Genomic DNA, 24,693 nt, shown 5'->3' on the forward strand with positions numbered 1-24,693 from the left:
CATGAACGATCACAACAACAATATTGCGTTGGACACCGCCATGACCACTACCACCATGACCATGATCCAGGCCCTGCGCTCGGCCATGGACGTGATGCTCGAACGCGACGACAACGTCGTGGTGTTCGGCCAGGACGTGGGCTACTTCGGCGGCGTGTTCCGCTGCACCGAAGGCCTGCAGAATAAGTACGGCACCTCGCGGGTGTTCGACGCACCGATTTCCGAAAGCGGCATCGTCGGCGTGGCCGTCGGCATGGGCGCCTACGGGCTGCGGCCGGTGGCCGAGATCCAGTTCGCCGACTACGTCTACCCGGCGTCGGACCAGATCATTTCCGAGGCGGCGCGCCTGCGCTATCGCTCGGCCGGCGAGTTCACCGCGCCGATGACCCTGCGCATGCCCTGCGGCGGCGGCATCTACGGCGGCCAGACCCACAGCCAGAGCATCGAGGCGATGTTCACCCAGGTCTGCGGCCTGCGCACCGTGATGCCGTCCAACCCCTACGACGCCAAGGGCTTGCTGATCGCCTCCATCGAAAACGATGACCCGGTGATCTTCCTCGAGCCCAAGCGCCTGTATAACGGCCCGTTCGACGGCCACCACGACCGCCCGGTAACCCCGTGGTCGAAACACCCCTCGGCCCAGGTGCCGGACGGTTACTACACCGTGCCGCTGGACGTCGCCGCCATCACCCGCCCGGGCAAGGACGTGACAGTTCTCACCTATGGCACCACGGTCTACGTCTCTCAAGTGGCGGCCGAAGAAACCGGCATCGACGCCGAAGTCATCGACCTGCGCAGCCTCTGGCCGCTGGACCTTGAAACCATCGTCAAATCCGTGAAGAAAACCGGCCGCTGCGTGGTTGTGCATGAAGCCACCCGCACCTGCGGTTTCGGCGCCGAGCTGGTGTCGTTGGTGCAAGAACACTGCTTCCACCACCTGGAAGCGCCCATCGAGCGTGTCACCGGTTGGGACACCCCCTACCCGCATGCGCAGGAGTGGGCGTATTTCCCTGGGCCGTCCCGAGTGGGCGCGGCGTTGAAACGGGTCATGGAGGTCTGAATGGGCACGCACGTTATCAAGATGCCGGACATCGGCGAAGGCATCGCCGAAGTGGAACTGTCGGTGTGGCACGTCAAGGTCGGCGACATGGTGGTCGAAGACCAGGTACTCGCCGATGTCATGACCGACAAGGCGATGGTGGACATCCCTTCGCCGGTGCATGGCCGGGTCATCGCCCTGGGTGGCGAGCCGGGTGAAGTCATGGCGGTGGGCAGCGAACTGATCCGCATTGAAGTCGAAGGTGCGGGTAATTTGAAAGAGTCGGCACAACCGGCGCCCGCCGCGGCGGCTGCGCAGGCACCGAAACTGGCGCCAGTGGCCACGCCTGAACCGGTGCTGGAAAAGACCGCCGCCCCTCGCCCGGCGCCGCAAGCCCCGGTGGCCCGCGATCCCGACGAGCGTCCTCTGGCCTCGCCGGCCGTGCGCAAACACGCGCTGGACCTGGGCATTCAATTGCGTCTGGTCCAGGGCAGCGGCCCGGCCGGACGGGTCCTGCACGAAGACCTCGAAGCCTACCTGGCCCAGGGTCCGTCGTCCCAGGCCAAGGGCGGTTCAGGTTATGCCGAACGCCACGACGAGCAGCAGATCCCGGTGATCGGCATGCGCCGCAAGATCGCCCAGCGCATGCAGGAAGCGACCCAACGCGCGGCCCATTTCAGCTACGTCGAGGAAATCGACGTCACGGCCCTGGAAGAGCTGCGGGTTCACTTGAATGAAAAACACGGCGCCAGTCGCGGCAAGCTGACCTTGCTGCCGTTCCTGGTCCGCGCCCTGGTCGTGGCCCTGCGGGACTTTCCGCAGATGAACGCGCGCTACGACGACGAAGCCCAGGTCATCAATCGCTCAGGCGCGGTGCATGTGGGCGTCGCCACCCAGAGCGACGTTGGCCTGATGGTGCCGGTGGTGCGTCACGCCGAAGCCCGTACGCTGTGGGACAGCGCGGCGGAAATCGCCCGCCTGGCCACGGCGGCCCGCACGGGCAAGGCCAGTCGCGATGAACTGTCCGGCTCGACCATCACCCTGACCAGCCTCGGTGCCCTCGGCGGCATCGTCAGCACGCCGGTGCTGAACCTGCCGGAAGTGGCAATTGTCGGCGTGAACAAAATCGTCGAGCGGCCGGTGGTGATCAAGGGCCAGATCGTGATCCGCAAGATGATGAACCTCTCCAGCTCCTTCGATCACCGGGTGGTCGACGGCATGGACGCGGCGCAATTCATCCAGGCCCTGCGCGGCCTGCTCGAACAACCCGCCACGCTGTTTGTGGACTAATCATCAATGGAGCAGGCGATGCAGACTTTGAACACTACGCTGCTGATCATCGGCGGCGGTCCTGGCGGTTATGTGGCGGCGATCCGCGCCGGGCAATTGGGCATCTCGACCATCCTGGTGGAAGGCCAGGCGTTGGGCGGCACCTGCCTGAACATCGGTTGCATCCCGTCCAAGGCGTTGATCCATGTGGCCGAGCAGTTCCACCAGACCCGACATCACAGTCAGGGCTCGGCCCTGGGCATCACGGTGGCGGCGCCAACGCTGGACATCGGCAAGAGCGTGGAATGGAAGGACGGCATCGTCGATCGCCTGACCACCGGCGTCGCGGCATTGCTGAAAAAGCACAAGGTCCAGGTCATTCATGGCTGGGCCAAGGTGATCGATGGCAAGACGGTCGAGGTCGGTGACACCCGCATCCAGTGTGAACACCTGCTGCTGGCCACCGGTTCGAAAAGCGTCAACCTGCCGATGCTGCCACTGGGCGGGCCGATCATTTCCTCCACCGAAGCCCTCGCCCCCACCTCGGTGCCCAAGCACCTGGTGGTGGTCGGCGGCGGCTACATCGGCCTGGAGTTGGGCATCGCCTATCGCAAGCTCGGCGCCGAGGTCAGCGTGGTCGAGGCCCAGGAGCGAATCCTGCCAGCTTACGACGGCGAGCTGACGCAACCGGTGCACGAGGCGCTCAAGCAACTGGGGGTGAAGCTGTACCTCAAGCACAGCGTCGAAGGGTTCGATGCCCAGGCCAGCACCTTGCAAGTGCGCGATCCCAATGGCGACACGCTGAACCTGGACACCGACCGGGTGCTGGTGGCGGTCGGGCGCAAACCCCACACCCAGGGCTGGAACCTTGAAGCGCTGGACCTGGCGATGAACGGTTCGGCGGTGAAAATCGACAGTCGTTGCCAGACCAGCATGCGCAACGTCTGGGCCATCGGCGACCTGAGCGGCGAACCGATGCTCGCCCACCGGGCCATGGCCCAGGGCGAAATGGTCGCCGAGCTGATCGCCGGCCAGCATCGGGAATTCAACCCGACCGCCATCGCCGCGGTGTGCTTCACCGACCCGGAACTGGTGGTGGTCGGCAAGACGCCGGACGAGGCCAAGGCCGCCGGGCTGGACTGCCTGGTTTCGAGCTTCCCGTTCGCCGCCAACGGCCGGGCCATGACCCTGGAATCGAAGAGCGGTTTCGTCCGGGTCGTGGCGCGCCGGGACAATCACTTGATCGTGGGCTGGCAAGCGGTCGGCGTCGGCGTGTCTGAGCTGTCCACGGCATTCGGCCAGTCCCTGGAAATGGGCGCGCGCCTGGAGGACATCGCCGGCACCATCCACGCCCATCCGACGCTGGGCGAGGCCGTGCAGGAAGCGGCGTTGCGGGCGTTGGGGCATGCGTTGCATCTGTGATTCAGGGGAATTGATGGTGTGAGCGAGGCCCCTATCGCGAGCAAGCTCGCTCCCACAGGTGATATCGGTCGTTCATGGGAACACAATCCCATGTGGGAGCGAGCTTGCTCGCGATTTTCAAGAACACCATCATTTATCTGTCTGCACCTTATCGTGCGGGCTGCGAAACAGCCCCGGAATGAAGTATTGTTGTCCCCATCCAAAAAACGTCAGAAGCCTTGAACCGTTTCGACGGTTGTTAAGTAATAGAGGGTGTCATGGGTAACGAGAGCATCAATTGGGACAAACTGGGCTTTGACTACATCAAGACCGACAAGCGCTACCTGTCGCACTGGCGCGATGGCGCCTGGGACGCGGGCACCCTGACCGACGACAACGTGCTGCACATCAGCGAGGGCTCCACGGCCCTGCACTACGGTCAGCAGTGCTTCGAAGGCCTGAAGGCCTATCGTTGCAAGGACGGTTCGATCAACCTGTTCCGCCCGGACCAGAACGCCGCCCGCATGCAGCGCAGCTGCGCCCGCCTGCTGATGCCGCAGGTCGAGACCGAGCAGTTCGTCGAAGCCTGCAAGCAAGTGGTCCGCGCCAACGAGCGCTTCATCCCGCCGTATGGCACCGGCGGCGCGCTGTACCTGCGCCCGTTCGTGATCGGCGTGGGTGACAACATCGGCGTGCGCACCGCACCCGAGTTCATCTTCTCGATTTTCTGCATCCCGGTCGGCGCCTACTTCAAGGGCGGCCTGACCCCGCACAACTTCCTGATCTCCAGCTTCGACCGCGCCGCCCCGCAAGGCACCGGTGCGGCCAAGGTCGGTGGCAACTATGCCGCCAGCCTGATGCCCGGCTCCCAGGCCAAGAAGGCCAGTTTCGCCGACTGCATCTACCTGGACCCGATGACCCATTCGAAAATCGAGGAAGTCGGCTCGGCCAACTTCTTCGGCATCACCCACGACGACAAATTCGTCACCCCCAAATCCCCTTCGGTCCTGCCGGGCATCACTCGCCTGTCGTTGATCGAACTGGCCAAATCGCGCCTGGGCCTGGAAGTGATCGAAGGCGACGTGTTCATCGACAAGCTGTCGGACTTCAAGGAAGCCGGTGCCTGCGGTACTGCGGCGGTGATCACCCCGATTGGCGGCATCAGCTACAAGGACAAGCTGCACGTGTTCCACAGCGAAACCGAAGTCGGCCCGATCACCCAGAAGCTCTACAAGGAACTGACCGGCGTGCAGACCGGCGACGTGGAAGCGCCGGCGGGTTGGATCGTCAAGGTTTGACCTCACCGGCAGCATCAGGGGCTTTTATGGCGAGGGAGCCTGCTCCCTCACCCGTAGGAGCTATGTAGGAGCTGACGAGTGAAACGAGGCTGCGATCTTTCCCCAGACACTTGAGTCCCAAGCGAAAGATCAAAAGATCGCAGGCTTCGCCAGCTCCTACAGGCCCCAGCGTCTGATACTCCCATTACTCCCGACGCAATACCAACCACCGCCCCCAACGCTGGCGAAACCATCCGTAACCGCTGACCAGCAAGATCCCGCCCAGCACCAGAACCGCGCCAACGATAAAGTTCGGCTCCAGCGGCTCATCCAGCAACCAGACACCAAAACCGATGCCAAACAGCGGCGTCATGAACGACAGCACGCCCAACTGCGAAGCCAGGTAGTGGCGCAGCAGCGAGAACCAGATCAGGAAACTGGCGAAGGACACCAGCAACACCTGGAACGCCAGGCTGGCAATGAGTTGCGGCGTGGGGTTGATCGTCGTTTGCGCCAACGCCATGGACATTGCGATCAGCAGCACCCCGGCACCCACCAGTTGATAAAGCAGTGTCTGGCTGGCCGGCACGTCGGTCAGCCGCGAACAGCGTACCGTCACCGTGGTCGCACCCCACAGCGCGCCGGCCAACAACCCCATGCCGTCACCGAGCAACGAGCTGCCGTTCCCCGCCCCCGAGCCGCCACTGAAGGCCACCACGATCCCGCCGAAGGCAACCGCGATGCCCAACCATTGCGCCGGCTTCAGGCGTTCGTTCGGCAGTTTCCAGTGCAAGCCGAGGGCGGCGAACATCGGTGCGGTGTACAGGAAGATCACCATGTGCGAAGCCGTCGTATGACGCAGGCCTTCGCCCACCATCACGAACTCCAGGGCAAACAACAACCCCACCAACAGACCAGGACGCCAACTGCCATCGGCCAGGGACAGGCGTTCACCCCGCGCCAGCACCAACAGCCAGACCAGTATCGCGGCGATGGCCGAGCGCACACCCAGTTGCAGCATCGGCGCCATGTCGGCGGCGCTGGCCTTGATCGCGACTTGCTGGAAACCCCAGATGGCACAGAGTCCAGTCATCAGGGCACTGACCTGGCCATCCAGGGCACGGCGGGTGGTCATGGGAAAGATCCTTGGACAGAAATGGATGAAAGGATTGTCTGCCTGACACCTTTGCTGGATATAGTGATTACCCGACAAGCCATCCCGGTAATCCGCCATTGCGGTCGATATGCAGCCTCCAGCCCAACATCTGAAAATGCCTCCGTTCGACGCGGCCCTGCCCTCGCCGATTTTCTTTCGCAGCGCCTGCATGCCGGCCCACGCCACTTACCCCCGGCATCGGCATGCCTGGGGTGAGTTCGTCTATTCCTACAGTGGGGTGATGGAAATCGAGATCGCCCAGCACCATTACCTGGCGCCACCGCAGTACGGCATCTGGCTGCCACCGGACATGGAACACGTTGGGTTCAATCGGCACGAGGCCTGTCATTGTTCGTTGTACCTGGCGGCCGAACTGTGCGCTGCGCTGCCGGCCGTACCCTGCGCGCTGACCTTGAGCCCACTGATCCGCGCGTTGCTGGAAGAGTTGCGCAGCGAGCCGCCGAGCCAACCGCAGACACCCGAGCAGCAGCGCTTGTTGCAGGTGCTGGTGGACAAGCTCACTCAGGCGCCCCATGCCGGTAGCTACCTGCCCTCCTCGGATGATCCACTGCTGGGCCCCGTATTGCGGGCCCTGGAGGCGAATCCCAGCGACCCGCGCTCCTTGCCACAACTGGCCCGCGCCGCCAACACCACCGAACGCACGCTGATGCGCCGGGCCCAACGGGACCTGGGCATGTCCCTGGTGGAATGGCGCCAGCGCCTGAAAGTCATCGAGGCCCTGGCCCTGCTCGAACGTGGCCAGAGCGTGGAAACCATTCGCCTGGACCTGGGCTACAGCAGCGCCTCGGCGTTCATCAGCATGTTTCGCAAAATGATGGGCACCACGCCGGACGAGTATCGACGCAGGCATATGGCTTAAGGCCCCGCCCTGGTAAGCCCTTCAATCGTAACGGGTCAGCACCTCCAGCAACTCGATTTCAAAGATCAGGTTGGCGTTGGGCTTGATGTGTGCGCCCATGGACCGTTCACCGTAGGCCAGGTGGGCCGGCACCAGCAACTTGCGCTTGCCGCCGACTTGCATGCCCATCAGGCCCAGGTCCCAGCCCTTGATGACGCGACCGGTGCCGATCACGCATTGGAAGGGTTTGCCGCGACTGTAGGACGAATCGAATTCGGTGCCGTCTTCAAGGGTGCCGCGGTATTGGGTGGTGATCAGCGCACCTTTGACTACGCTTTTGCCGTCGCCCTGTTGCAGGTCGATGATTTGCAGTTCTTCATTCATGGCGTATTTCCGTGTCATTTCAGGCGCCGGTTTTTCGCAGAATTCCAGGCATATGGCAATCCTTTGTGGCGAGGGGATTTATCCCCTCGCCACAGGTCCTATGGATTCGTATGGCATTGTGTTTTATCAGGCTGCTCATGCAATAGGGAACCGCAACGGCCTATTCGGTTCACATGGGTATCGACCCTGCATTTCAGATAAGGATTTTCTGATGATCGTCTCTCGTCCGCTCCACGGTTTCATTCCGCCGTACATTCTCAATCGCATCATCGCCCACGGCTCCGAACAGCAACGCTCCAGCGCCCTCGGCACCTTGACCCACGTGCGCAATCTGCGGCACAACCCCGGCCCGCCCAGCACCCCGCCCGTCGCGGCGGCGCTGCCCAAGCCCGGCAAGGCCGGACACCCGCAACGTAGCGTGCACGACGCCCAGAACAGCATGGAGCTGCCCGGCCAGCCGGTACGCCTGGAAGGCCAGCGGGCCAGTGGCGATCCGGCCGTGGACGAGGCCTACGATGCCCTGGGCGCCACCTATGATTTTTTCTGGAAGGTCCTGGGGCGCGACTCCATCGACAACAAAGGCTTCGCCCTGGTGGGCAGCGTGCATTACGGCCAGGGCTATGAAAACGCCTTCTGGAACGGCGCGCAGATGGTGTTCGGCGACGGCGACGGCGAAATCTTCCAGCGCTTCACCCGCTCCCTGGACGTGGTGGCCCACGAACTGGCCCATGGCGTCACCGAAAGCGAAGCCGGGCTGATCTACGCCAACCAGTCCGGTGCGTTGAACGAGTCCATCTCCGATGTGTTCGGTGTGCTGGTCAAGCAGTTCGTGCTCGAACAGACCGCCGACCAGGCCGACTGGCTGATCGGCGCCGACCTGCTCACCGACAAGATCAACGGCGACGGCCTGCGCAGCATGTCCAACCCCGGCAGCGCCTACGATGACCCGCTGCTGGGCAAGGACCCGCAACCTTCGCATATGCGCGAATTCGTGATTACCCGTGAAGACAACGGTGGCGTGCACATCAACTCCGGCATTCCCAACCGGGCCTTTTATCTGGCGGCGACCACGCTGGGCGGATTTGCCTGGGAAAAGGCCGGCCGGATCTGGTATGAAACCTTGTGCGACCGAAGACTGGCCAATGACGCGTCCTTCAGCGCCTTCGCCCGCCTGACCGTCGAGCATGCCCGACAGCGCTTCGGCACGCGGGAAGTGCAAGCGGTACAGAACGGCTGGGCCCAGGTCGGCGTCGACCTGACACAGGAGAGCTGATGAAAACCCTTCCAGACCTCGACGACAAGGCCGTGGTACGGCTGTCGCGCCAGGGCGGCGTGGCCGCCATCCATGCACTGACCCGGCCACGGGAAATCGAGTTCGCCCAGTGCGACCTCGACCAGCGCACACGCATCTGTTCGGTCCTGGAGGGCTGCCTGCCGCTGACCTCCTCCACGCCCGGGCGCGGCGACCAGCGGTTTTTCCAGATCGAGGTGCGTTATCGCGCCAACGACCAGGACGACGAGATGGTGCTGCAGGTGCCCGAAGACCGGGCACCCGGCGAGTTGGTTCACCTATGGGACAAAGGCGAAGTGCTCTGAAGATTTAACGTGTGGCCGGCACGATCTTGACGATCGCGCCGGACACGGTTTCGATCAGCAGGTACTTGTCGTCGATCTGCACCCATTGCTGCTCGCTTGTCGGCTGTTCCAGCTTCTTCTGCTTCCAGTCCTTCATGGCCCTGTCCGTGCGCTGGTAGTCCGCCGGTACCCGGTCGTTCTCCACCAGCCTGCGGCCATTGCTCGGCGAATGCTCCAGGGCGTCTCCGGTTTTCTCGACCGCTTGCGCAACAGGCCCAAGGGTTCCAAGGCCGGCAATCAGGACCAGGCTGACGATCAGGGTGGGTTTGCGCATAGAAAAAACTCCAGTTATTCGAGGGACTGAATCTGGGACTTCGCGAGCGGCAAATCATTCCTTTTACCGTAGAAGCTCGTAGGAATTCGCAGGAGCTCGTAGGAGCTCGTAGGAGCTGTCGAGTGCAACGAGGCTGCGATCTTTCCCAAGACACTTGAATCCCAAGCGAAAGATCAAAAGATCGCAGCCTTCGGCAGCTCCTACAACGCAGCCGAGCGGGAGCAAGCGCCCTCGCCACGGGATATAGTGACAAGCCCTGCACGACGGACCCTGCCATGACGACCCCGACCACTGCCTCCCCTGCCCTCAAGGAAATCTTCAACAGCGCCCGCCTGGAACACATCGCCAGCGAAATGCGCGCGGTGTATCCGGCATTCGACGCCAAGGCATTCTTGCGCCTGGCCAACGATGGGCTGGCCGAGTTGTCGGTGATGCAGCGCATGGCCCGGGTCAGCGAGTGCCTGCACGCGGTGCTGCCTCTCGATTATGAAGCGTCGCTGGAGGTGCTGCGCGCCCTTGCCCCGCGCCTGAACAGCATGTTCGTCAGCATGTTCCTGCCGCACTACGTGGCGTCTTACGGCCGCAATCACTTCGACGTGTCGTTGGACGCGCTCCAGTATTTCACCCGGTTCGGTTCGTCGGAGTTCGCCGTGCGGCACTTCTTGCGGGACGACCTGGAACGCACCCTCAAGGTCATGCACGGCTGGGCCCTGGACGCCAACGAGCACGTGCGCCGCCTGGCCAGCGAAGGCAGCCGGCCGCGCCTGCCGTGGTCGTTTCACCTGGAACCGATCCAGGCCAACCCCGACCTGGCCGCCGCGATCCTCGACACACTCAAGGCCGACGCCAGCCTTTATGTGCGCAAATCCGTGGCCAACCACCTCAACGATGTCACCAAGCAGCATCCGGACTGGGTGCTGGACCAGATCGAAGGCTGGCCGTTGCAAGACCGCCACACCGCGTGGATTGCCCGGCATGCGCTGCGTAGCTTGATCAAACAAGGCAACCCGAGGGCGCTGGGGGTCATCGGCGCCGGCGGCAAGGCGCAGGTCCAGGTGCTGGATTTGCAAGTGACGCCGGCGGTGATTCGCTTGGGAGAACAGGTCACGCTGTCCTTCACGGTGCAATCAACCCTCGGGCAGAGCCAGCGCCTGGTGATCGACTACGCCGTCGACTACGTGAAAGCCTCGGGCGGCACCTCGGCCAAGGTCTTCAAACTCAAGACCTTCGACCTGCCCGCCCAGGGTCGCGTCAACCTCAGCCGTTCGCAACATATTCGCGAGCTGACCACCCGCAAACACTACGCGGGCCGGCATGCCGTGCACCTGCTGGTCAACGGCGAGCGGCTGGGCAGCACGGCGTTCGATATCGTCTCCTGAGGGGTCAGGCTATCGCCATGGTTTTCGCCTGGCGAATGTCCTGCAGGAAACGCTCGGCCGGCAGCGGATGGCCCAACAGGTAGCCCTGCAGCGAATCGCAGCCCAACTGGGTCAGGAAGTCTTGTTGCATGTCGGTCTCCACGCCTTCGGCGACGATCCGCAGGCCCAGGGCCTGGCCGAGGGCGACGATGGCCGAGACGATGGCCGCGTCATCGCTGTCGTGCTCCAGGTCCCGCACGAAGCCGCGATCGATCTTCAGCTCGTTGGCCGGCAGGCGCTTGAGGTACATCAGGCTCGAGTAGCCGGTGCCGAAGTCGTCGATGGACAAATCCACCCCCATGTCCGAGAGCAGTTGCAACACCGTCATGCTCGCGTCCGCATCGCTCATGGCGGTGGTTTCGGTGATTTCCAGGGTCAGGCTGTTGGCCGGCAGCTTATGCGTTTCCAACGCCTTGGCCACGCTCTGCACCAGACCGGTGTGACAGAACTGCAAGGCCGAGAGGTTCACCGCGATGCGCCAGTCGGTATAACCGAGCACGTACCATTCGCGCATCTGCCGACAGGCTTCGTTCAATACCCATTCGCCGATGGGGATGATCAACCCGGTCTTTTCCGCCAGGTCGATGAACGTGTCGGGCATCAACAGGCCCTGGGTCGGGTGGGTCCAGCGCAACAAGGCTTCGGCCCCGACCGGAAGGCCATTGGCCGCGTCGAACTTGGGCTGGTAATGCAGGCTGAACTGCCGCTGTTCGACGGCCATGCGCAAGTCTTGCAACAGCTGCAATTGCTTGCGGGCGTTGCTGTTCATCGAGGCGTCGAAAAAACTGTAGCCGTTTTTGCCAGCGCCCTTGGCGTGGTACATCGCCGCGTCGGCGTTCATCAGCAGCTCTTCAGCGCTCTGGCCGTTGCCAGGGTAAAGGGCGATACCGACGCTGGCGGAGATCTGCAAGTCATGCTCAGACACCCGGAACGTGCGCCCGATCAAGCCGACCTGGCGGGCCGCCAGTCGCAAGGCATCGTCGGGCTCGACCAGTTGCACCAACAGCACGAATTCATCACCGCCGATCCGCGCCAGGGTGTCCTGGCTGCGCAGGTCTTCACGCAGGCGCAGGGCCACGTCCCGCAGCAACAGGTCACCCATGTGGTGGCCAAAGGCATCGTTGACCGGCTTGAAACCATCGAGGTCGATGAACATCAAGGCGAAGCAACCGCCCTGCTCTTGCACCCGATGCATGGCCTGGTCGATCCGGTCGGCCAGCAGCACACGGTTGGGCAGTCCGGTGAGGGGGTCGTGCAGGGCCAACTGTGTCAGTTCCCGGTTGGCCCGGGTCAGGGACTGGGCCAGCTCGGCGGTGCGGGCTTCCAGGCGCGCATCGAGAATCGACGTCAGCAAGGCAATGGCCAGCACCGCCAGGGTGGTGATCAACACCAGATTGTCCAGGCCCTTGCCGCTCAAGCCGTCCAGAGAACCACAGAAACTGCCCTCGCTGAACCGCGCCCCGGCCATGCCGGTGTAGTGCATGCCGACGATGGCGATGCCCATGACCACTGCGGCACCCGCGCGCGCCAGACGCACATGGGGGCTGTTCTGGCGCAGGCGAAAGGCAATCCACAGCGCCGCCGCCGACGCGCCGACAGCAATCACCAACGATGCCCCGAACAGCGTCGGGTCGTAATCGATGCCCGGCTGCATCCGCAGCGCGGCCATGCCGGTGTAATGCATGGCGCTGATCCCGGCGCCCATGATCAGCGCCCCGAAAGCCAGTTGCCACGCCGGCAATCGCGGCTGGCTGACCAGCCAAAGGGCAAAACCGCTGGAAAGAATGGCGGTCAGCAGCGACAGCGCGGTGATCGAAACATCGTAGCCAAGCTCAACCGGCAAGGTGAACGCCAGCATGCCGATGAAGTGCATGGACCAGATGCCCACCCCCATCGCCAGCGCGCCCCCGGTCATCCACAAATGCGCGGCACGCCCCTGGGCGGTCGCGATACGCCCGGCCAGATCCAGCGCGGTGTAGGAAGCCAGCACGGCAACAAACAAGGAAATCGAAACAAGGGCGGGGGAATAACTGCCGATGAGCATGGTTTTTTCTCGTAACAGAAGATCCGTACTGCTTCCATGCCCGGTCGGAGGTCGGCGATTGTACTGAATCGTGACAGGGACGCACGAAGCAAATGTCAAAAAGCCATCAAACCTGGAATATTTTCGACGAAAGACACTCCCCCATGCAGGGAGATTTTTTCTGCAAGCCATCCATCATGCGTCCACCTAAGTTCCATTGTGGGAGCGAGCTTGCTCGCGATAGCGGTGGATCAGCATGCATCAATGTTGAATGGGCCGCCGTCATCGCGAGCAAGCTCGCTCCCACAGTGGGATTTGGGCCGGGCACAGGTTTTAGATTCACTGGAGATCCAGTGTGGGAGCGAGCTTGCTCGCGATAGCGGTGAGTCAGTCTGCACACGGGCCCCGGGCCATGGAAGCGGACCACCAGACCCCGACCGGTTTTGACCGGCTACCTCAAGACGCCTTCCGGGGCATCGACAGGGAGGGCTCGATGGAGGCGGCGATCCGGCGGATGCAGGAAGCGGGCGTGCAATTGATCGAATCCAGCGCGATAGACGGTCGCCCCTTCGCTTGATGGCTCATACTAGGTGCCTCTTTTCCGCACAGTGAACCTCCATGCCCTTCCTCGCCCGCACTCACCCGCGTCTTTCCAGCGCCACGGTCCTTGGCCTGGCGGTGGGTATCCTGGTTCCCGTGGACTCGATCATCAGCAAGATCCTGATCGGCTGGAATGCCGGGGTCTGGACCTACCTGGTGCTGATGTTCTGGCTGACCGTGCGGGCCAAGGCGCCCGATGTGAAGCGCATCGCCGAAATCGAAGATGAAAATGCCGGGCTGGTGCTGCTGACGGTCTGCGTCGCGGCATTGGCCAGCCTGGCGACCATCACCTTCGAGCTGGCCGGCAGCCGCGACCTGCAGGCCGCTGGCAAGCTGTTGCATTACGGCTTCACGGCAATGACCGTGATCGGTTCATGGTTGCTGATCGGGGTGATTTTCAGCGTCCACTACGCACGGCTGTATTACACCTGGGAGGGCAAGGAGCCGGCGCTGCGGTTTGCCGAAGGGCTGACCACGCCCAACTATTGGGATTTCCTGTATTTCTCTTTCACCATCGGCGTGGCGGTACAGACCTCGGATGTGGGGGTTGCTACCCGGCAGCTGCGCAAGATCGTGCTGGCGCAGTCGTTGATCGGGTTTGTGTTCAACACGGCGATCCTGGGGTTTTCGATCAATATTGCGGCGGGGTTGTTTGGGTAGAAGGGGCAACCTTGCGTAGGAGCTGCCGAAGGCTGCGATCTTTTGATCTTGATCTTTTGTCTGCGACTCAATTGTCTGGGGCAAGATCGCAGCCTCGTTTCACTCGTCAGCTCCTACGAGCTCCTACGGGGGGCGAGGATGCATCAGGGTGGTGTTGGCAGCCATAGCCTGAAACGTGCCCCGCCCAGTGGCGAGGCTTCCACCGTCAAGGTGCCGCCCTGGGCTTCCAGGGCCCGGCGGCTGATGGCCAGGCCGAGGCCAAAGCCGCCCGTGGCGCGATCGCGGCTGCGGTCCAGGCGATAGAACGGCTCGAACACCCGCTCGCGTTCGCCGTCGGGAATGCCGATGCCGTCGTCGTCGACCCAGATTTCACAGCCTTGATCACCCACCAGCACGCCGATCTGGATGTGCTTTTCGCAATAACGCATGGCATTGCGCAGCAGGTTCTGCAACGCCCGTGCGGTCAGCCGTGGGTCCAGCACAAAACGCTCCAGCGTTCCATGCAACAACACGTCGATGACCACGTCCGGCGCCGCCAGGTCCTCGTCGACGCTGCCCAGGATGCTGTCGATGAACTCGTCCAGCGCCACTTCGACCCGTTCGGGCAAGTGTTGCGGGTTTTGCAATCGACTGTAGGACAGCAGCTCCAGCACCAACTCATCCAGCTCGCGAATGTGCGCCACCAGCCCCTGCAGACGCTCGCGGCTGGGTGCCGGCAGGTCGTCGGACAGCGCCAGGGCCAGGCCGAAGTCGAGCCGCGTCAGGGGCGTGCGCAGTTCGTGGGACACGGCGTTGAGCAGATCCCGCTGTTGGTTGAGCAGGTTCTCGATGTCCCCTGCCATCGTGTCGAACACGTGGGCCAGGCTGCCGATGTTCGAACTGGAGGCGATGTGCGTACGCTCCCCCAGATGACCTTTGCCGAAACGCTCGGCGGTGCGCCGCAGGCGTTCCAAGTCGCGCCAGTGAGGCCGCAACCAGAGCAACAGGCAGGCCAGCATCGTCGCGCCGATCAACACGTTGATGCTCCAGTACAACCAGCTGACATCGGCCGGGTCCGGCGGCACGACCATCTTCACCGCCGTGCGCTCATCCAGCGGTGCCGCCGCCAGGGTTCGCCAGGCCCAGTCGCCGAGGCGCACCACATTCTCGCCGCGCTTGAGACGTGCCTGCTCCTCGGCGCTGAAACCGTTGTCATCAATGGCGGCCAGTTCGATGCGCAGCGGGTCGAATTCCTTGTCCATCTGCGCCGCCAGCGCCGGCCACTGTGCGCTGGGCACGGCGCGGAACTGCTTGACCAACAAGGTTTGCAGGCCCCGGGAATAATCGAGGTTGTAGGTCAGGAAACGCTCGTGGAACAGGCGGACCACCAGTTCCGGCATCAGGTAGATCGCCGCGCTGTAGGACACGATGGTGACCAGGTACAGGCGAATCAGCAGCTTCCACATCGACTCAGCATTCCCACTCGGAACGGCTGAACAAGTAGCCCTTGCCCCACACGGTCTTGATCTTGCGGGCTTCGTCGGCGTTGTCGTCGAACTTGCGCCGCAACTTGGAAATCGCCACATCCACCGAACGGTCGGTGCCGTTGAATTCGATGCCCCGCAGGCGTTGCAGGATCTGGTCGCGACTCAACACTTCGCCGGAATGCCGGGCCAGCACCACCAGCAGGTTGTATTCACCGCTGGACAATTCCACCGCCTGCCCGCGCCAAGTCACCGTGCGCTCGGACAGGTCGATGCACAGGTTGCCCACCAGGATGCGGTCGTTGGCCGTCTGCGGCTCGATGAGGCTGCTGCGCCGCAACAAGGTGCGCACCCGCGCCAGCAACACCCGGGGCTCGCACGGCTTGGTGACATAGTCGTCGGCGCCCATTTCAAGGCCCAGGACCTGGTCATGGCTGTCGTCCCGGGCGGTGAGCATCAGGATCGGCAAGGTCGCCGAATCGGCCCGCAGCAAGCGGCAGACCTGCAAGCCGTCCAACCCCGGCAGCATCAGGTCGAGGATCACCAGGTCCGGCGGATCGACCCGCGCCCGTTCACGCACATGATCGCCACGGCTGAGGACGCTGACCTGATAGCCGTTGCGCTCAAGATAACTGGCGATCAGTTCAGAGAGTGCGGTGTCGTCTTCCACCAGGAGGATGTTGGGCATGGTGTTTCCAGAAAGTGCTGTGGCGCCGGCCATGCCGCTATCGCGAGCAAGCTCGCTCCCACAGTGGTGTTGTGTCGTCCCCAAGACCCTTGCTCGCGATAGCGGTGCAACAGGCGCAGGAAAATCTCAAGCGGCCAAGGATATACGCCCTCACCCACCCAGAGCCAAACCCCTTACACAATTTCACACACTGTCTACAAAGCTTTACCGGATTACCCCTTTTCTGGATCGTGAGCTCTTTGTGAATACACTGCGATTGAGCATTGTGAAACTTCAGCGCATTTGCAAAGACTGACCGGCACACGAGGCAATCCGCCTACACGCCTCCGCCAGTTTCACCTGATCGACCACCAACCCGATCCGAATATGCCCCGCCGCACTCGGCCCGAACGCCTCGCCGGCCAGCACCGACACGCCATACCCGTCCAACAGCCGCTCGGCAAATGCCTGGGCGTCGAGGCCCGTCTGGCGCACATCGACCATCACGAACATCCCGCCGTCAGGCCGCACCGGCTTGAGGCCCGGGCAGTCATCAAGCATGGCGCACACCAGCTCGCGGCGCTGGCGATATTCCTCGTGCATCTGCGCCACCTCAGGCAGAGCCTGCTCCAGCGCGACCTGGGCGGCGCGTTGCACGAAATCCGGCAAGCCGAACAGCATGCACAGCGACAGGTTCGCCAAGTGCCCGGCCAGCGCCTGCGGCCCGATGACCCAGCCGATGCGCCAGCCGGTCATGGCGTGGGATTTGGACAGGCTGTTGATCGTCGCGGTGCGCTCGGCCATGCCTGGCAGGCTGGCCGGGCTGATGTGTTCGCCTTCGTAGATCAGGTCGCTGTAGACCTCGTCACTGATCAGCCACAGGTCATGTTCGATGCACAACCGCGCCAAGGCTTGCCAGGTGGACATCGGCAGGCTGGCGCCGGACGGGTTGTTCGGGCTGTTGAGCAGCATCGCCCGGGTACGCGGGGTCACAAGACGGGCAACATCCGCCGGTTCGACCCGAAAACCGTTCTCCGGACGGACCGCCACCGGCACCACTGTCGCGCCACAGGCACCGAATACCGCCTCGTAGGTGACATACATCGGCTCAGCGACGATAACTTCGTCGCCAGGGTTGAGCAGGCATTGCGCGACCGCGTACACCGCGCATTGCGCCCCCGGCAGCACAACCACATGTTCGGCGCCTACTCCCTGGCCGCAGCGCAGGCGGTGACGCCGGGCAATGCTGGAACGCAAGGTGTGCAGGCCGCGAATGTCCGAATAATGAGTGTCGCCAGCCCACAGGCTGCCCACCGCCGCATCGACGATGGCCCGTGGAGTGTCAAAGTCTGGGTCGCCTACCGACAGCAGCAACACGTCCATGCCCTGTTCGCGCATGGCCAGCGCCCGGTCGTGAATCTGCCAGGCGGCGGCACCTTCGCCGGTGATGCGTTGGGTCAAGACTGAGAAGCGCATGTACGTCTCCTGATTGCGCGGAATCCAGCCTCAACCCTATCTCAAATCACAAACCGCGCCACCATCGCATTCAAACCCACCGCCAGGCGCGACAGTTCGTGGGTGGCGTCGCTGGTCTGTTTCGCGCCGCTGGCCGATTGCGTAGCCAGGTCACGGATGTTCACCAGGTTGCGGTCCACTTCGCGGGAGACCTGGGCCTGTTCTTCCGAGGCGCTGGCAATGACCAGGTTGCGCTCGTTGATCTGGTGGATCGACTGGGTGATCTGCTCCAGGGCCACGCCGGCGGCCCGGGCCATCTCCAGAGTGCTTTGGGTGCGCTGGTTGCTCTGCTGCATCGATTGCACGGCCTGGCCGGTACCGTTCTGGATGCCGGCGACCATTTTTTCGATTTCCTGGGTCGATTGGGCGGTGCGATGGGCCAGGGCCCGGACTTCATCGGCCACCACCGCGAAACCGCGTCCGGCTTCCCCGGCACGGGCGGCTTCGATGGCCGCGTTCAGCGCCAGCAGGTTGGTCTGCTCGGCGATGGCGCGGATCACATCCAGCACCTTGCCAATGTCCCGGCCCTGGACCGCCAGGCCTTCGATCATCGAAGCGGTGGCTTGCACGTCGTGGGTCATGGTCTGGATCGCATCGACGGTTTCCACCACCCGCGAGCGCCCTTCCTGGGCTGCCTGGGTCGACTGGCCCGAAGCTTCGGAAGTGGACACCGCGTTGCGGGCGACCTCCTCGACGGCGGCGGTCATCTCGTTGACGGCAGTGGCGGCCTGTTCGATTTCATTGTGCTGCTGTTGCAGGCCGCGGGAGGATTCCTGGGTGACCGCGCTCAGTTCTTCGGCCGCCGCCCCCAATTGACTGGCGGAGCCGGCGATCTGCTCGATGGTCTGGCGCAGGCTGCCTTGCATCGCGGCCAAGGCCTGGAGCAAGCGGCCGGGTTCATCCTTGCCGTCAACCGCGATGTCCTGGACCAGGTTGCCGCTGGCAATGATCCGGGCGGCCTCCAAGGCCCGGTTGAGTGGCGCAACGATGCTGCGGGTCAGCAGCAACGCCAACACGACCGTGGCCAGCGCGGCAATGAGCGAGACGACGATGATGCCGGTGATGGCGCTGTTGTAATGTTCGCCGGCCAGGGCCGATGCCTCACTGGCACCGGCCACGTTGAGGGCAATGAGCTTGTTGAGCTGCTCGCCCATCAGGTCGGTGCCTTCCTTGATCCGCGTATTGATGTGGGTGCGCAGCTCGTCAGTCTTGTTCTGGCGCGACAACTCGAGCATTTCTTTCTGGGCTTGCAGATATTTGTCGAGGGTCGCCGAAAAGACTTTGTACAGCTCAGCCTCTTGCGGCGAGGCCGGCAACGCAGCGTAACCGCTATTGGCCTTGTTCAGTTTTTCCACCAGCACACCAATGCGGCCGTCGGCCTCTGTCAGGCTGGCCGGGTCGCGGTTGACCAGGATCCGGAACGAAAGAATGCGCATGCGCAACACGCTTTCCAGCACATTGGCCAGGTAGCCGACGCTGGGCACTTGGGACTGCTCCATGTCCAGCGAAGCCTGGCGGATGACTGACATGCGATTGGCGGCGAATACGCCGAGGATAACGACGAGCAACGCGATGACGGCGAAGCCCAGAAAAGCCCGGGGAGCGATATTCAAGTTGCGTAGAGACATGGGAAGACCTCGCTGTGATGGGGTCGAGCATCCATGCCGCCAGCGTACGGGTTGGAATAATTGTGTGTACGCCTGAGTGGTTATCGGCCGGGCTCCAGGTTTTTTGCAGGGGAATGTAAAAAAATATTTCACAAGGCTTCCGTGGCGAGGGAGCTTGTTCCCTCGCCACAGGTGTGCGCGACCGGCTTTATCGGCGCGCCACCCGCCACAGCCGGGCGATGTCCTGGGCGCGCTCGCTCAACAGGCGCGGGGCGTCGACGCAGGCTTGCTGCAAGGTCATCGGCCCGTTGGCCAGGGCGAAGGCGGCGTCGATACCGTGTTCGTACAGCGCCTGGTAGCCCTCCCCCAGCGTGCCGGCAATGACCACCACCGGTACGCCCTGCTGGCGGGCGATGCGGGCCACGCCGAAGGGGGTCTTGCCGCGCAGGGTCTGGGCGTCGAAACGGCCTTCGCCGGTGATCACCAGGTCGGCGCCGCTGACCGCCTCGGCCAGCCCGGTCAATTGGGCGACGACGTCCACGCCGGTACGAAACTGCGCCCCCAAAAAAGCCTTGGCCGCGAACCCCAGGCCACCGGCGGCGCCACTGCCCGGCTCGTCGCGTACATCCCGGCCCAGCGCCTGGGCACAATGGTCGGCGAAATGCCCCAGGGCCCGGTCCAGTGCCTGCACTTGAGGGACCGAGGCGCCCTTCTGCGGACCGAAAACGGCGGAAGCGCCATGGGGTCCGCACAGCGGGTTATCGACGTCGGCGGCGATCTCGAAACTGACATGGGCCAGGCGTGGGTCGAGGTCGCTCAGGTCGAGGCGCGCCAGGTTCGCCAAAGCCAGTCCGCCGGAAGGAAGGGGTTGGCCCTGGTCATCCAGCAATGCCACGCCCAGGGCCTGCATCGCGCCGGCGCCGGCGTCGTTGGTGGCACTGCCGCCGATGGCCAGGATTACCCGCCCGGCCCCTTCGTCCAAGGCGGCGCGGATCAACTCGCCGGTGCCGTAGGTGCTGCTGGAACAGGCATCGCGCTGCTCCGGTGGCACGAGCTGCAAGCCACTGGCCTCGGCCATCTCGATGATCGCAGTGCGGCTGTCGGCCAACCAGCCCCAGCGAGCCTCGACGGGAGCGCCCAGGGGACCGCGGACCCGGGTGTGACGCCACTCGCCATTGCAGGCGGCCAGCACCGACTCCACCGTCCCCTCGCCGCCATCGGCCATCGGGCACTTGACCAACTGGGCATCCGGCCAGACCTGGGCCAGCCCCTGGGCGATGGCATCGGCGACACCCTGGGCGCTGAGGCTGTCCTTGAACGAGTCGGGGGCGATGATTATTTTCATATTACTCTCCGGTTCCGATGCACAGCATGCTGCCAGTTGACCGCAGCCGTGACGCCGGTCTGCCGCACAAAAGACACCGGGCATTATTGTTCAATTTCACAAATACCGGTTTTCCAGGAGATTCAGGTTGAAGCTGGCGGCCTCATCGCGAGCAGGCTCGCTCCCACAGAGCGAGTGCCGCAGATCAAACTGTGGGAGCGAGCTTGCTCGCGATAGCGGTGTGTCAGCTTGCACAGGTATTGGATGTGCCACCGTCATCGCGAGCAAGCTCGCTCCCACAGGTTATGGGGTGATCTCGGCGGTCTGCGGCAACAGTTGCACTCCCAGGTACAACGCCAGCATCCCATCCAGCCGCAACGGATCCACGCCGCTGAGCTCGGCGATGCGTTCCATGCGGTAGCGCAGGCTGTTGCGGTGAATGCCCAACGCGTCGGCGCAGGCCTGGCTTTGGCCGTCGTGTTCGCACCAACTGCGTAGGGTCGCGAGCAACTGGCCGTTGCTGTCCTTGGCGATGACCTTGCGCAGCGGGGTCAGCAATTCATCCAGGGCGTCGTCGCTGCGATGACGCCAGAGCATCACCGGCAAGCGATAACGGTTGAGGGTCAGCATTCGCGACTGCGGCAACACATCGCGCCCGTAGGCCAACAGGTCCCCGACCCGTCGGTAGCAACGACGCAGGCCCGCCAGCCCTTCGGCCTGGCCGCCCACCGCCACGCGCAGAATGCTCCAGCCCAATCCGTCGAGCTTGCCCAGCAGGCGCTCGTTCTCCACCGAGGCGGTCACCGGCCGGCACCAGAGCAAGGAAGATTTGGACGACGTCAGGCACCAACTGTCCGGGTAGCGCGACATCAGCCAGGCGCTCAGCGTCTCGACGGTCTGGCCGGACCCGTGCTCCAGGCCCAGTTCGAACAGATACGGCACTCGTGAGAGTTGCGGCTTGAGGCCCATTTGCCGGGCTTCGTCCAGCAGTCGCGGCGAATCCCCGGCGTCCCCCAGCAGCAACGCCAGCAAGTCATCGCAACGCTGGCGGCGCCATTGCTGTTCGGCCTGCTGGTTGCGCTGGCCCACCAGCATCTCGGCGGTCATGCGCACCAGTTCGGCGTAGGTACGCAGTTGCGCGGGCTCCCCAGTGATGCCCAATACGCCAATCAGCCGTTGATCGAACATCAGCGGCAGGTTGATCCCCGGCTGCACGCCCTTGAGGTGCATCGCGGTGTGCTCGTCGATTTCCACCACCCGGCCATTGGCCAGGACCAGTTGCGCCCCCTCATGGCGCGTATTGACCCGCTCGCGCTCGCCGCTGCCGAGGATCAGGCCCTGGTTGTCCATGACATTGACGTTGTACGGCAGGATCGCCATCGCCCGGTCGACGATGTCCTGTGCCAGGTCGTGATCGAGTTCGAACATGGGCGGTGTTCCTTGCAGGGGGCATGAATTATTGTTTCAGGCATGGGTTTGGTCAGGCGCACAGGGCCTGCATTCAAACCCTGTGCTCAAGCACAAAGACACGGGACCTTGGGCTGGCCGAGACTCAAGGGGCGGTCAACGTTACCCCCTGGCTCGCAAAAATCATAATAAAGAGAGACCTCGCCATGTCCCAGAGCGCAGCAGCCCTCCTGGCTACCAACGACGAAAAGAATACCGTCTACAAGCGCATCACCCTGCGTTTGATCCCCTTCATCTTCATCTGCTACCTGTTCAACTACCTCGACCGGGTCAACGTTGGCTTCGCCAAGCTGCAGATGCTCGATGCCTTGAAATTCAGTGAAACCGTGTACGGTCTCGGCGCCGGGATCTTCTTCATCGGCTACGTACTGTGTGGCGTACCGAGCAACCTGGCCCTGACCCGGTTCGGCCCCCGGCGCTGGATCGCATTGATGATGATCACCTGGGGCACGCTGTCGACCTGCCTGCTGTTCGTCACCACCCCCACCCAGTTCTACACCCTGCGGCTGTTCACGGGTGCGGCCGAAGCCGGATTCTTTCCTGGCGTGGTGCTGTACCTCTCGCAATGGTTCCCGACGTTCCGTCGCGGCCGGATCATGGCGCTGTTCATGTCGGCCATCCCGGTGTCCGGCCTGTTGGGCAGCCCGTTTTCCGGGTGGATCCTCAACCACTTCGCCGCGGGCCAGGGCGGCCTGGCGGGATGGCAGTGGATGTTCCTGCTGCAGGGTATCCCGACGGTGATCCTCGGCGCTCTGGCGTTCTTCCTGCTCAGCGACACCTTCGCCAACGCCAAATGGCTGACCGCCCAGGAACGCGCCGTGCTCACCGCCGACCATGCCGACGACCTGGCGAACAAACCGCAGACCACCGGCGACTCCCTGCTGGCCGTATTCAAGAACCCGGCGATCTGGGCCTTTGGCCTGGTGTACTTCTGCATCCAGAGCGGCGTGTACGCGATCAACTTCTGGCTGCCGTCGATCATCAAGAGCCTGGGTTTCAGCGATAACCTGGTGATTGGCTGGCTGAGTGCGATTCCTTACCTGCTGGCAGCGGTGTTCATGTTGCTGGTGGGTCGCTCGGCGGACTTGCACAAAGAACGTCGCTGGCACTTGGTGGTGCCGATGCTGATGGGCGCGGTCGGGCTGCTGATCGCCGTCAACTTCGCCACCACCCCGGCCATCGCCATCATCGGCCTGTCCATTGCCACCATGGGTGCCCTCACCGGCCTGCCGATGTTCTGGCCGGTGCCCACCGCCCTGCTCAGCGCCGGAGCCGCCGCCGGTGGCTTGGCCTTGATCAATTCCATGGGCCAGATGGCCGGCTTCCTCAGCCCGTACCTGGTGGGTTGGGTCAAGGACGCCACCGGCTCCACCGACGCGGCGTTGTACCTGCTCGCCGGGGTGATCGTGTGTGGCAGCCTGTTGGCACTGCGTATGACCCGCACCCTGCGCACCTGAGGCAAGCCTTGCTCCCACAGAAGCTCATTCCCACAGGATTGGCAGTGTTTGAGAATTCTGTTTGATCCGCGCGGTGGTTCTGGGGTTTGATTGAGCCTTTCTCCATGGATAAAAGGATCTTGTCATGAGCTACCGCACGCTAGGCCATTCCGGGTTGCAAGTCTCGACGTTGACCCTGGGCACGATGATGTTCGGCGAACAGACCAGCACCGAGGATTCCCTGCGGATCATCGACAAGGCCTGGGACCAGGGCATCAATTTCATCGACACCGCGGACGTCTACACCAACGGCCGCTCCGAGGAAATCGTCGGCGAGGCGATCGCCCGTCACCGCCACGAATGGGTGCTGGCCACCAAGGTCGGCTTCGGCCCGCCGGACGGCGTGCCCAACCGCAGCGGCCTGAGCCGCAAGCACCTGTTCAATGGCATCGAGGCCAGCCTGACGCGCCTGGGCACCGATTACCTGGACATCTATTACCTGCACCGCGAAGACCACAACACCCCGCTGCACGTCACCGTGTCGGCCATCGGCGACTTGATTCGCCAGGGCAAGATCCGCTATTGGGGCCTGTCGAACTACCGTGGCTGGCGCATCGCCGAAGTGATCCGGATCGCCGACAGCCTGGGCATCGACCGACCGGTGATCAGCCAACCGCTGTACAACATCGTCAACCGCCAGGCGGAAACCGAGCAGATCACCGCCGCGCAGAACTACGGCCTTGGCGTGGTGCCGTTCAGCCCGCTGGCCCGCGGCGTACTCAGCGGCAAGTACGCGCCGGATGTGGCGCCGGACGCCAACAGCCGTGCCGGGCGCCAGGACAAACGCATCCTGGAAACCGAATGGCGGGTCGAGTCCCTGCGCATTGCCCAGCAGATCCTGCAATACACCCAGGGCCGGGGCGTGGGCATCGTCGAGTTCGCCATCGCCTGGGTGCTGAACAACAGCGCCGTGACCTCGGCCATCGTCGGGCCGCGCACCGAGGAGCAGTGGGATTCGTACATCAAGGCGCAGGCGGTGAAGATCAGCGCGGAAGATGAAGCCTTCATCGATTCGCTGGTGACGCCGGGGCATGCGTCGACACCGGGGTTCAATGATGTGAGTCATTTCGTGCCGGGGCGAGTGCCCGTGGGAGCAAGGCTTGCCCGCGATGAACGATAACGCGGTTCAACCGTTCAACCGCAGCGCCGCCATCGCGGG

22 protein-coding genes and 1 pseudogene are annotated in these 24,693 nt (G+C 63.4%); 12 read left to right on the forward strand and 11 right to left on the reverse strand.

Annotated elements, in window-relative coordinates:
- The first annotated feature begins 1 nt into the window (after nt 1).
- From BLU85_RS00820 to BLU85_RS00835, 4 genes are all read left to right on the forward strand, one after another.
- Nucleotides 2-1,060, forward strand: coding sequence for an alpha-ketoacid dehydrogenase subunit beta (locus BLU85_RS00820; protein WP_018605866.1), 1,059 nt, complete (start codon nt 2-4; stop codon nt 1,058-1,060).
- Nucleotides 1,061-2,329 carry a dihydrolipoamide acetyltransferase family protein gene (locus tag BLU85_RS00825; RefSeq protein ID WP_092196540.1) on the forward strand — a complete coding sequence of 423 codons (1,269 nt, stop codon included), beginning with the start codon at nt 1,061-1,063 and terminating at the stop codon, nt 2,327-2,329.
- An 18-nt stretch (nt 2,330-2,347) separates the two neighbouring features.
- Entirely contained in the window at nt 2,348-3,730 is a 1,383-nt protein-coding gene (lpdA, locus tag BLU85_RS00830) for a dihydrolipoyl dehydrogenase (protein WP_092196543.1), read from the forward strand.
- Nucleotides 3,731-3,987: 257 nt separating this feature from the next.
- On the forward strand, nt 3,988-5,007 hold the full coding sequence (locus BLU85_RS00835; protein WP_092196546.1) for a branched-chain amino acid aminotransferase: 1,020 nt from the start codon (nt 3,988-3,990) through the stop codon (nt 5,005-5,007).
- Between the two features lie 184 nt (nt 5,008-5,191).
- Here BLU85_RS00835 and BLU85_RS00840 read toward each other — a convergent pair whose 3' ends face one another.
- On the reverse strand, nt 5,192-6,121 hold the full coding sequence (locus tag BLU85_RS00840) for a DMT family transporter (RefSeq protein ID WP_092196549.1): 930 nt from the start codon (nt 6,119-6,121) through the stop codon (nt 5,192-5,194).
- Between the two features lie 109 nt (nt 6,122-6,230).
- On the opposite strand from BLU85_RS00840, the gene BLU85_RS00845 reads away from it, so the two are divergent.
- Complete coding sequence (locus BLU85_RS00845) at nt 6,231-7,022, forward strand: AraC family transcriptional regulator (RefSeq protein WP_092196553.1); 792 nt, start codon at nt 6,231-6,233, stop codon at nt 7,020-7,022.
- 21 nt (nt 7,023-7,043) lie between these two features.
- Here the strand turns inward: BLU85_RS00845 and BLU85_RS00850 are convergent, their stop codons facing one another.
- A complete protein-coding gene (locus BLU85_RS00850; RefSeq protein ID WP_092196556.1) occupies nt 7,044-7,385 on the reverse strand; it encodes an FKBP-type peptidyl-prolyl cis-trans isomerase in 342 nt (113 codons plus the stop codon).
- Nucleotides 7,386-7,596: 211 nt separating this feature from the next.
- On the opposite strand from BLU85_RS00850, the gene BLU85_RS00855 reads away from it, so the two are divergent.
- Together BLU85_RS00855 and BLU85_RS00860 are read left to right on the forward strand one after the other, a co-directional pair.
- Complete coding sequence (locus BLU85_RS00855) at nt 7,597-8,658, forward strand: M4 family metallopeptidase (RefSeq protein ID WP_092196560.1); 1,062 nt, start codon at nt 7,597-7,599, stop codon at nt 8,656-8,658.
- Complete coding sequence (locus BLU85_RS00860; protein ID WP_053122893.1) at nt 8,658-8,981, forward strand: protealysin inhibitor emfourin; 324 nt, start codon at nt 8,658-8,660, stop codon at nt 8,979-8,981. Before BLU85_RS00855 ends, BLU85_RS00860 begins: the two co-directional genes overlap by 1 nt.
- A gap of 4 nt (nt 8,982-8,985) precedes the next feature.
- On the opposite strand, the gene BLU85_RS00865 is transcribed toward BLU85_RS00860, so the two are convergent.
- Nucleotides 8,986-9,294 carry an RcnB family protein gene (locus tag BLU85_RS00865; RefSeq protein WP_092196563.1) on the reverse strand — a complete coding sequence of 103 codons (309 nt, stop codon included), beginning with the start codon at nt 9,292-9,294 and terminating at the stop codon, nt 8,986-8,988.
- A 275-nt stretch (nt 9,295-9,569) separates the two neighbouring features.
- On the opposite strand from BLU85_RS00865, the gene BLU85_RS00870 reads away from it, so the two are divergent.
- Nucleotides 9,570-10,673 carry a DNA alkylation repair protein gene (locus BLU85_RS00870; RefSeq protein WP_092196566.1) on the forward strand — a complete coding sequence of 368 codons (1,104 nt, stop codon included), beginning with the start codon at nt 9,570-9,572 and terminating at the stop codon, nt 10,671-10,673.
- A gap of 4 nt (nt 10,674-10,677) precedes the next feature.
- Here the strand turns inward: BLU85_RS00870 and BLU85_RS00875 are convergent, their stop codons facing one another.
- Nucleotides 10,678-12,756 carry a putative bifunctional diguanylate cyclase/phosphodiesterase gene (locus tag BLU85_RS00875; protein ID WP_092196569.1) on the reverse strand — a complete coding sequence of 693 codons (2,079 nt, stop codon included), beginning with the start codon at nt 12,754-12,756 and terminating at the stop codon, nt 10,678-10,680.
- 361 nt (nt 12,757-13,117) lie between these two features.
- On the opposite strand from BLU85_RS00875, the gene BLU85_RS00880 reads away from it, so the two are divergent.
- On the forward strand, nt 13,118-13,312 hold the full coding sequence (locus BLU85_RS00880) for a hypothetical protein (RefSeq protein WP_139207838.1): 195 nt from the start codon (nt 13,118-13,120) through the stop codon (nt 13,310-13,312).
- 41 nt (nt 13,313-13,353) lie between these two features.
- Entirely contained in the window at nt 13,354-13,995 is a 642-nt protein-coding gene (locus BLU85_RS00885; RefSeq protein WP_092196575.1) for a DUF1345 domain-containing protein, read from the forward strand.
- Between the two features lie 143 nt (nt 13,996-14,138).
- Here the strand turns inward: BLU85_RS00885 and BLU85_RS00890 are convergent, their stop codons facing one another.
- From BLU85_RS00890 to BLU85_RS00915, 7 genes and pseudogenes are all read right to left on the reverse strand, one after another.
- Nucleotides 14,139-15,440, reverse strand: coding sequence for an ATP-binding protein (locus BLU85_RS00890; RefSeq protein WP_092196578.1), 1,302 nt, complete (start codon nt 15,438-15,440; stop codon nt 14,139-14,141).
- Nucleotides 15,441-15,444: 4 nt separating this feature from the next.
- Nucleotides 15,445-16,146 carry a response regulator gene (locus tag BLU85_RS00895; RefSeq protein ID WP_060741688.1) on the reverse strand — a complete coding sequence of 234 codons (702 nt, stop codon included), beginning with the start codon at nt 16,144-16,146 and terminating at the stop codon, nt 15,445-15,447.
- 273 nt (nt 16,147-16,419) lie between these two features.
- Nucleotides 16,420-17,601 (reverse strand): pyridoxal phosphate-dependent aminotransferase, encoded by a 1,182-nt coding sequence (locus BLU85_RS00900; protein ID WP_092196581.1) that lies wholly within the window; start codon nt 17,599-17,601, stop codon nt 16,420-16,422.
- Nucleotides 17,602-17,642: 41 nt separating this feature from the next.
- The gene (locus BLU85_RS31585) at nt 17,643-18,506 is read right to left on the reverse strand and encodes a methyl-accepting chemotaxis protein (protein WP_371128532.1); all 864 of its coding nucleotides are present in this window, start codon (nt 18,504-18,506) and stop codon (nt 17,643-17,645) included.
- Nucleotides 18,498-19,268: pseudogene (locus tag BLU85_RS31590) on the reverse strand (MCP four helix bundle domain-containing protein); the annotation flags it as partial. The pseudogene BLU85_RS31590 and the gene BLU85_RS31585, both read right to left, overlap by 9 nt.
- Nucleotides 19,269-19,455: 187 nt before the next feature.
- Nucleotides 19,456-20,592 carry a glycerate kinase gene (locus BLU85_RS00910; RefSeq protein WP_092196586.1) on the reverse strand — a complete coding sequence of 379 codons (1,137 nt, stop codon included), beginning with the start codon at nt 20,590-20,592 and terminating at the stop codon, nt 19,456-19,458.
- Nucleotides 20,593-20,874: 282 nt separating this feature from the next.
- The gene (locus tag BLU85_RS00915; protein WP_092196589.1) at nt 20,875-21,999 is read right to left on the reverse strand and encodes a sugar diacid recognition domain-containing protein; all 1,125 of its coding nucleotides are present in this window, start codon (nt 21,997-21,999) and stop codon (nt 20,875-20,877) included.
- A gap of 185 nt (nt 22,000-22,184) precedes the next feature.
- Between BLU85_RS00915 and BLU85_RS00920 the strand changes: the two genes are divergently transcribed.
- Both BLU85_RS00920 and BLU85_RS00925 read left to right on the forward strand, forming a co-directional pair.
- Nucleotides 22,185-23,495 (forward strand): MFS transporter, encoded by a 1,311-nt coding sequence (locus BLU85_RS00920; protein ID WP_092196592.1) that lies wholly within the window; start codon nt 22,185-22,187, stop codon nt 23,493-23,495.
- A 124-nt stretch (nt 23,496-23,619) separates the two neighbouring features.
- Complete coding sequence (locus BLU85_RS00925; RefSeq protein ID WP_092196595.1) at nt 23,620-24,654, forward strand: aldo/keto reductase; 1,035 nt, start codon at nt 23,620-23,622, stop codon at nt 24,652-24,654.
- Nucleotides 24,655-24,693 lie beyond the last annotated feature (39 nt).

Source organism: Pseudomonas sp. NFACC14 (genome assembly GCF_900106885.1).
GTDB classification, from domain to species: domain Bacteria; phylum Pseudomonadota; class Gammaproteobacteria; order Pseudomonadales; family Pseudomonadaceae; genus Aquipseudomonas; species Aquipseudomonas fluorescens_AA.

Bases quoted from the DNA above. Each gene is read 5' to 3' on its own strand.
- BLU85_RS00820 (WP_018605866.1), top strand. From the start codon at position 2: ATGAACGATCACAACAACAATATTGCGTTGGACACCGCCATGACCACT.
- BLU85_RS00825 (WP_092196540.1), top strand. From the start codon at position 1,061: ATGGGCACGCACGTTATCAAGATGCCGGACATCGGCGAAGGCATCGCC.
- lpdA (WP_092196543.1), top strand. From the start codon at position 2,348: ATGCAGACTTTGAACACTACGCTGCTGATCATCGGCGGCGGTCCTGGC.
- BLU85_RS00835 (WP_092196546.1), top strand. From the start codon at position 3,988: ATGGGTAACGAGAGCATCAATTGGGACAAACTGGGCTTTGACTACATC.
- BLU85_RS00840 (WP_092196549.1), bottom strand. From the start codon at position 6,121: ATGACCACCCGCCGTGCCCTGGATGGCCAGGTCAGTGCCCTGATGACT.
- BLU85_RS00845 (WP_092196553.1), top strand. From the start codon at position 6,231: ATGCAGCCTCCAGCCCAACATCTGAAAATGCCTCCGTTCGACGCGGCC.
- BLU85_RS00850 (WP_092196556.1), bottom strand. From the start codon at position 7,385: ATGAATGAAGAACTGCAAATCATCGACCTGCAACAGGGCGACGGCAAA.
- BLU85_RS00855 (WP_092196560.1), top strand. From the start codon at position 7,597: ATGATCGTCTCTCGTCCGCTCCACGGTTTCATTCCGCCGTACATTCTC.
- BLU85_RS00860 (WP_053122893.1), top strand. From the start codon at position 8,658: ATGAAAACCCTTCCAGACCTCGACGACAAGGCCGTGGTACGGCTGTCG.
- BLU85_RS00865 (WP_092196563.1), bottom strand. From the start codon at position 9,294: ATGCGCAAACCCACCCTGATCGTCAGCCTGGTCCTGATTGCCGGCCTT.
- BLU85_RS00870 (WP_092196566.1), top strand. From the start codon at position 9,570: ATGACGACCCCGACCACTGCCTCCCCTGCCCTCAAGGAAATCTTCAAC.
- BLU85_RS00875 (WP_092196569.1), bottom strand. From the start codon at position 12,756: ATGCTCATCGGCAGTTATTCCCCCGCCCTTGTTTCGATTTCCTTGTTT.
- BLU85_RS00885 (WP_092196575.1), top strand. From the start codon at position 13,354: ATGCCCTTCCTCGCCCGCACTCACCCGCGTCTTTCCAGCGCCACGGTC.
- BLU85_RS00890 (WP_092196578.1), bottom strand. From the start codon at position 15,440: ATGTGGAAGCTGCTGATTCGCCTGTACCTGGTCACCATCGTGTCCTAC.
- BLU85_RS00895 (WP_060741688.1), bottom strand. From the start codon at position 16,146: ATGCCCAACATCCTCCTGGTGGAAGACGACACCGCACTCTCTGAACTG.
- BLU85_RS00900 (WP_092196581.1), bottom strand. From the start codon at position 17,601: ATGCGCTTCTCAGTCTTGACCCAACGCATCACCGGCGAAGGTGCCGCC.
- BLU85_RS31585 (WP_371128532.1), bottom strand. From the start codon at position 18,506: ATGCAAGGCAGCCTGCGCCAGACCATCGAGCAGATCGCCGGCTCCGCC.
- BLU85_RS00910 (WP_092196586.1), bottom strand. From the start codon at position 20,592: ATGAAAATAATCATCGCCCCCGACTCGTTCAAGGACAGCCTCAGCGCC.
- BLU85_RS00915 (WP_092196589.1), bottom strand. From the start codon at position 21,999: ATGTTCGAACTCGATCACGACCTGGCACAGGACATCGTCGACCGGGCG.
- BLU85_RS00920 (WP_092196592.1), top strand. From the start codon at position 22,185: ATGTCCCAGAGCGCAGCAGCCCTCCTGGCTACCAACGACGAAAAGAAT.
- BLU85_RS00925 (WP_092196595.1), top strand. From the start codon at position 23,620: ATGAGCTACCGCACGCTAGGCCATTCCGGGTTGCAAGTCTCGACGTTG.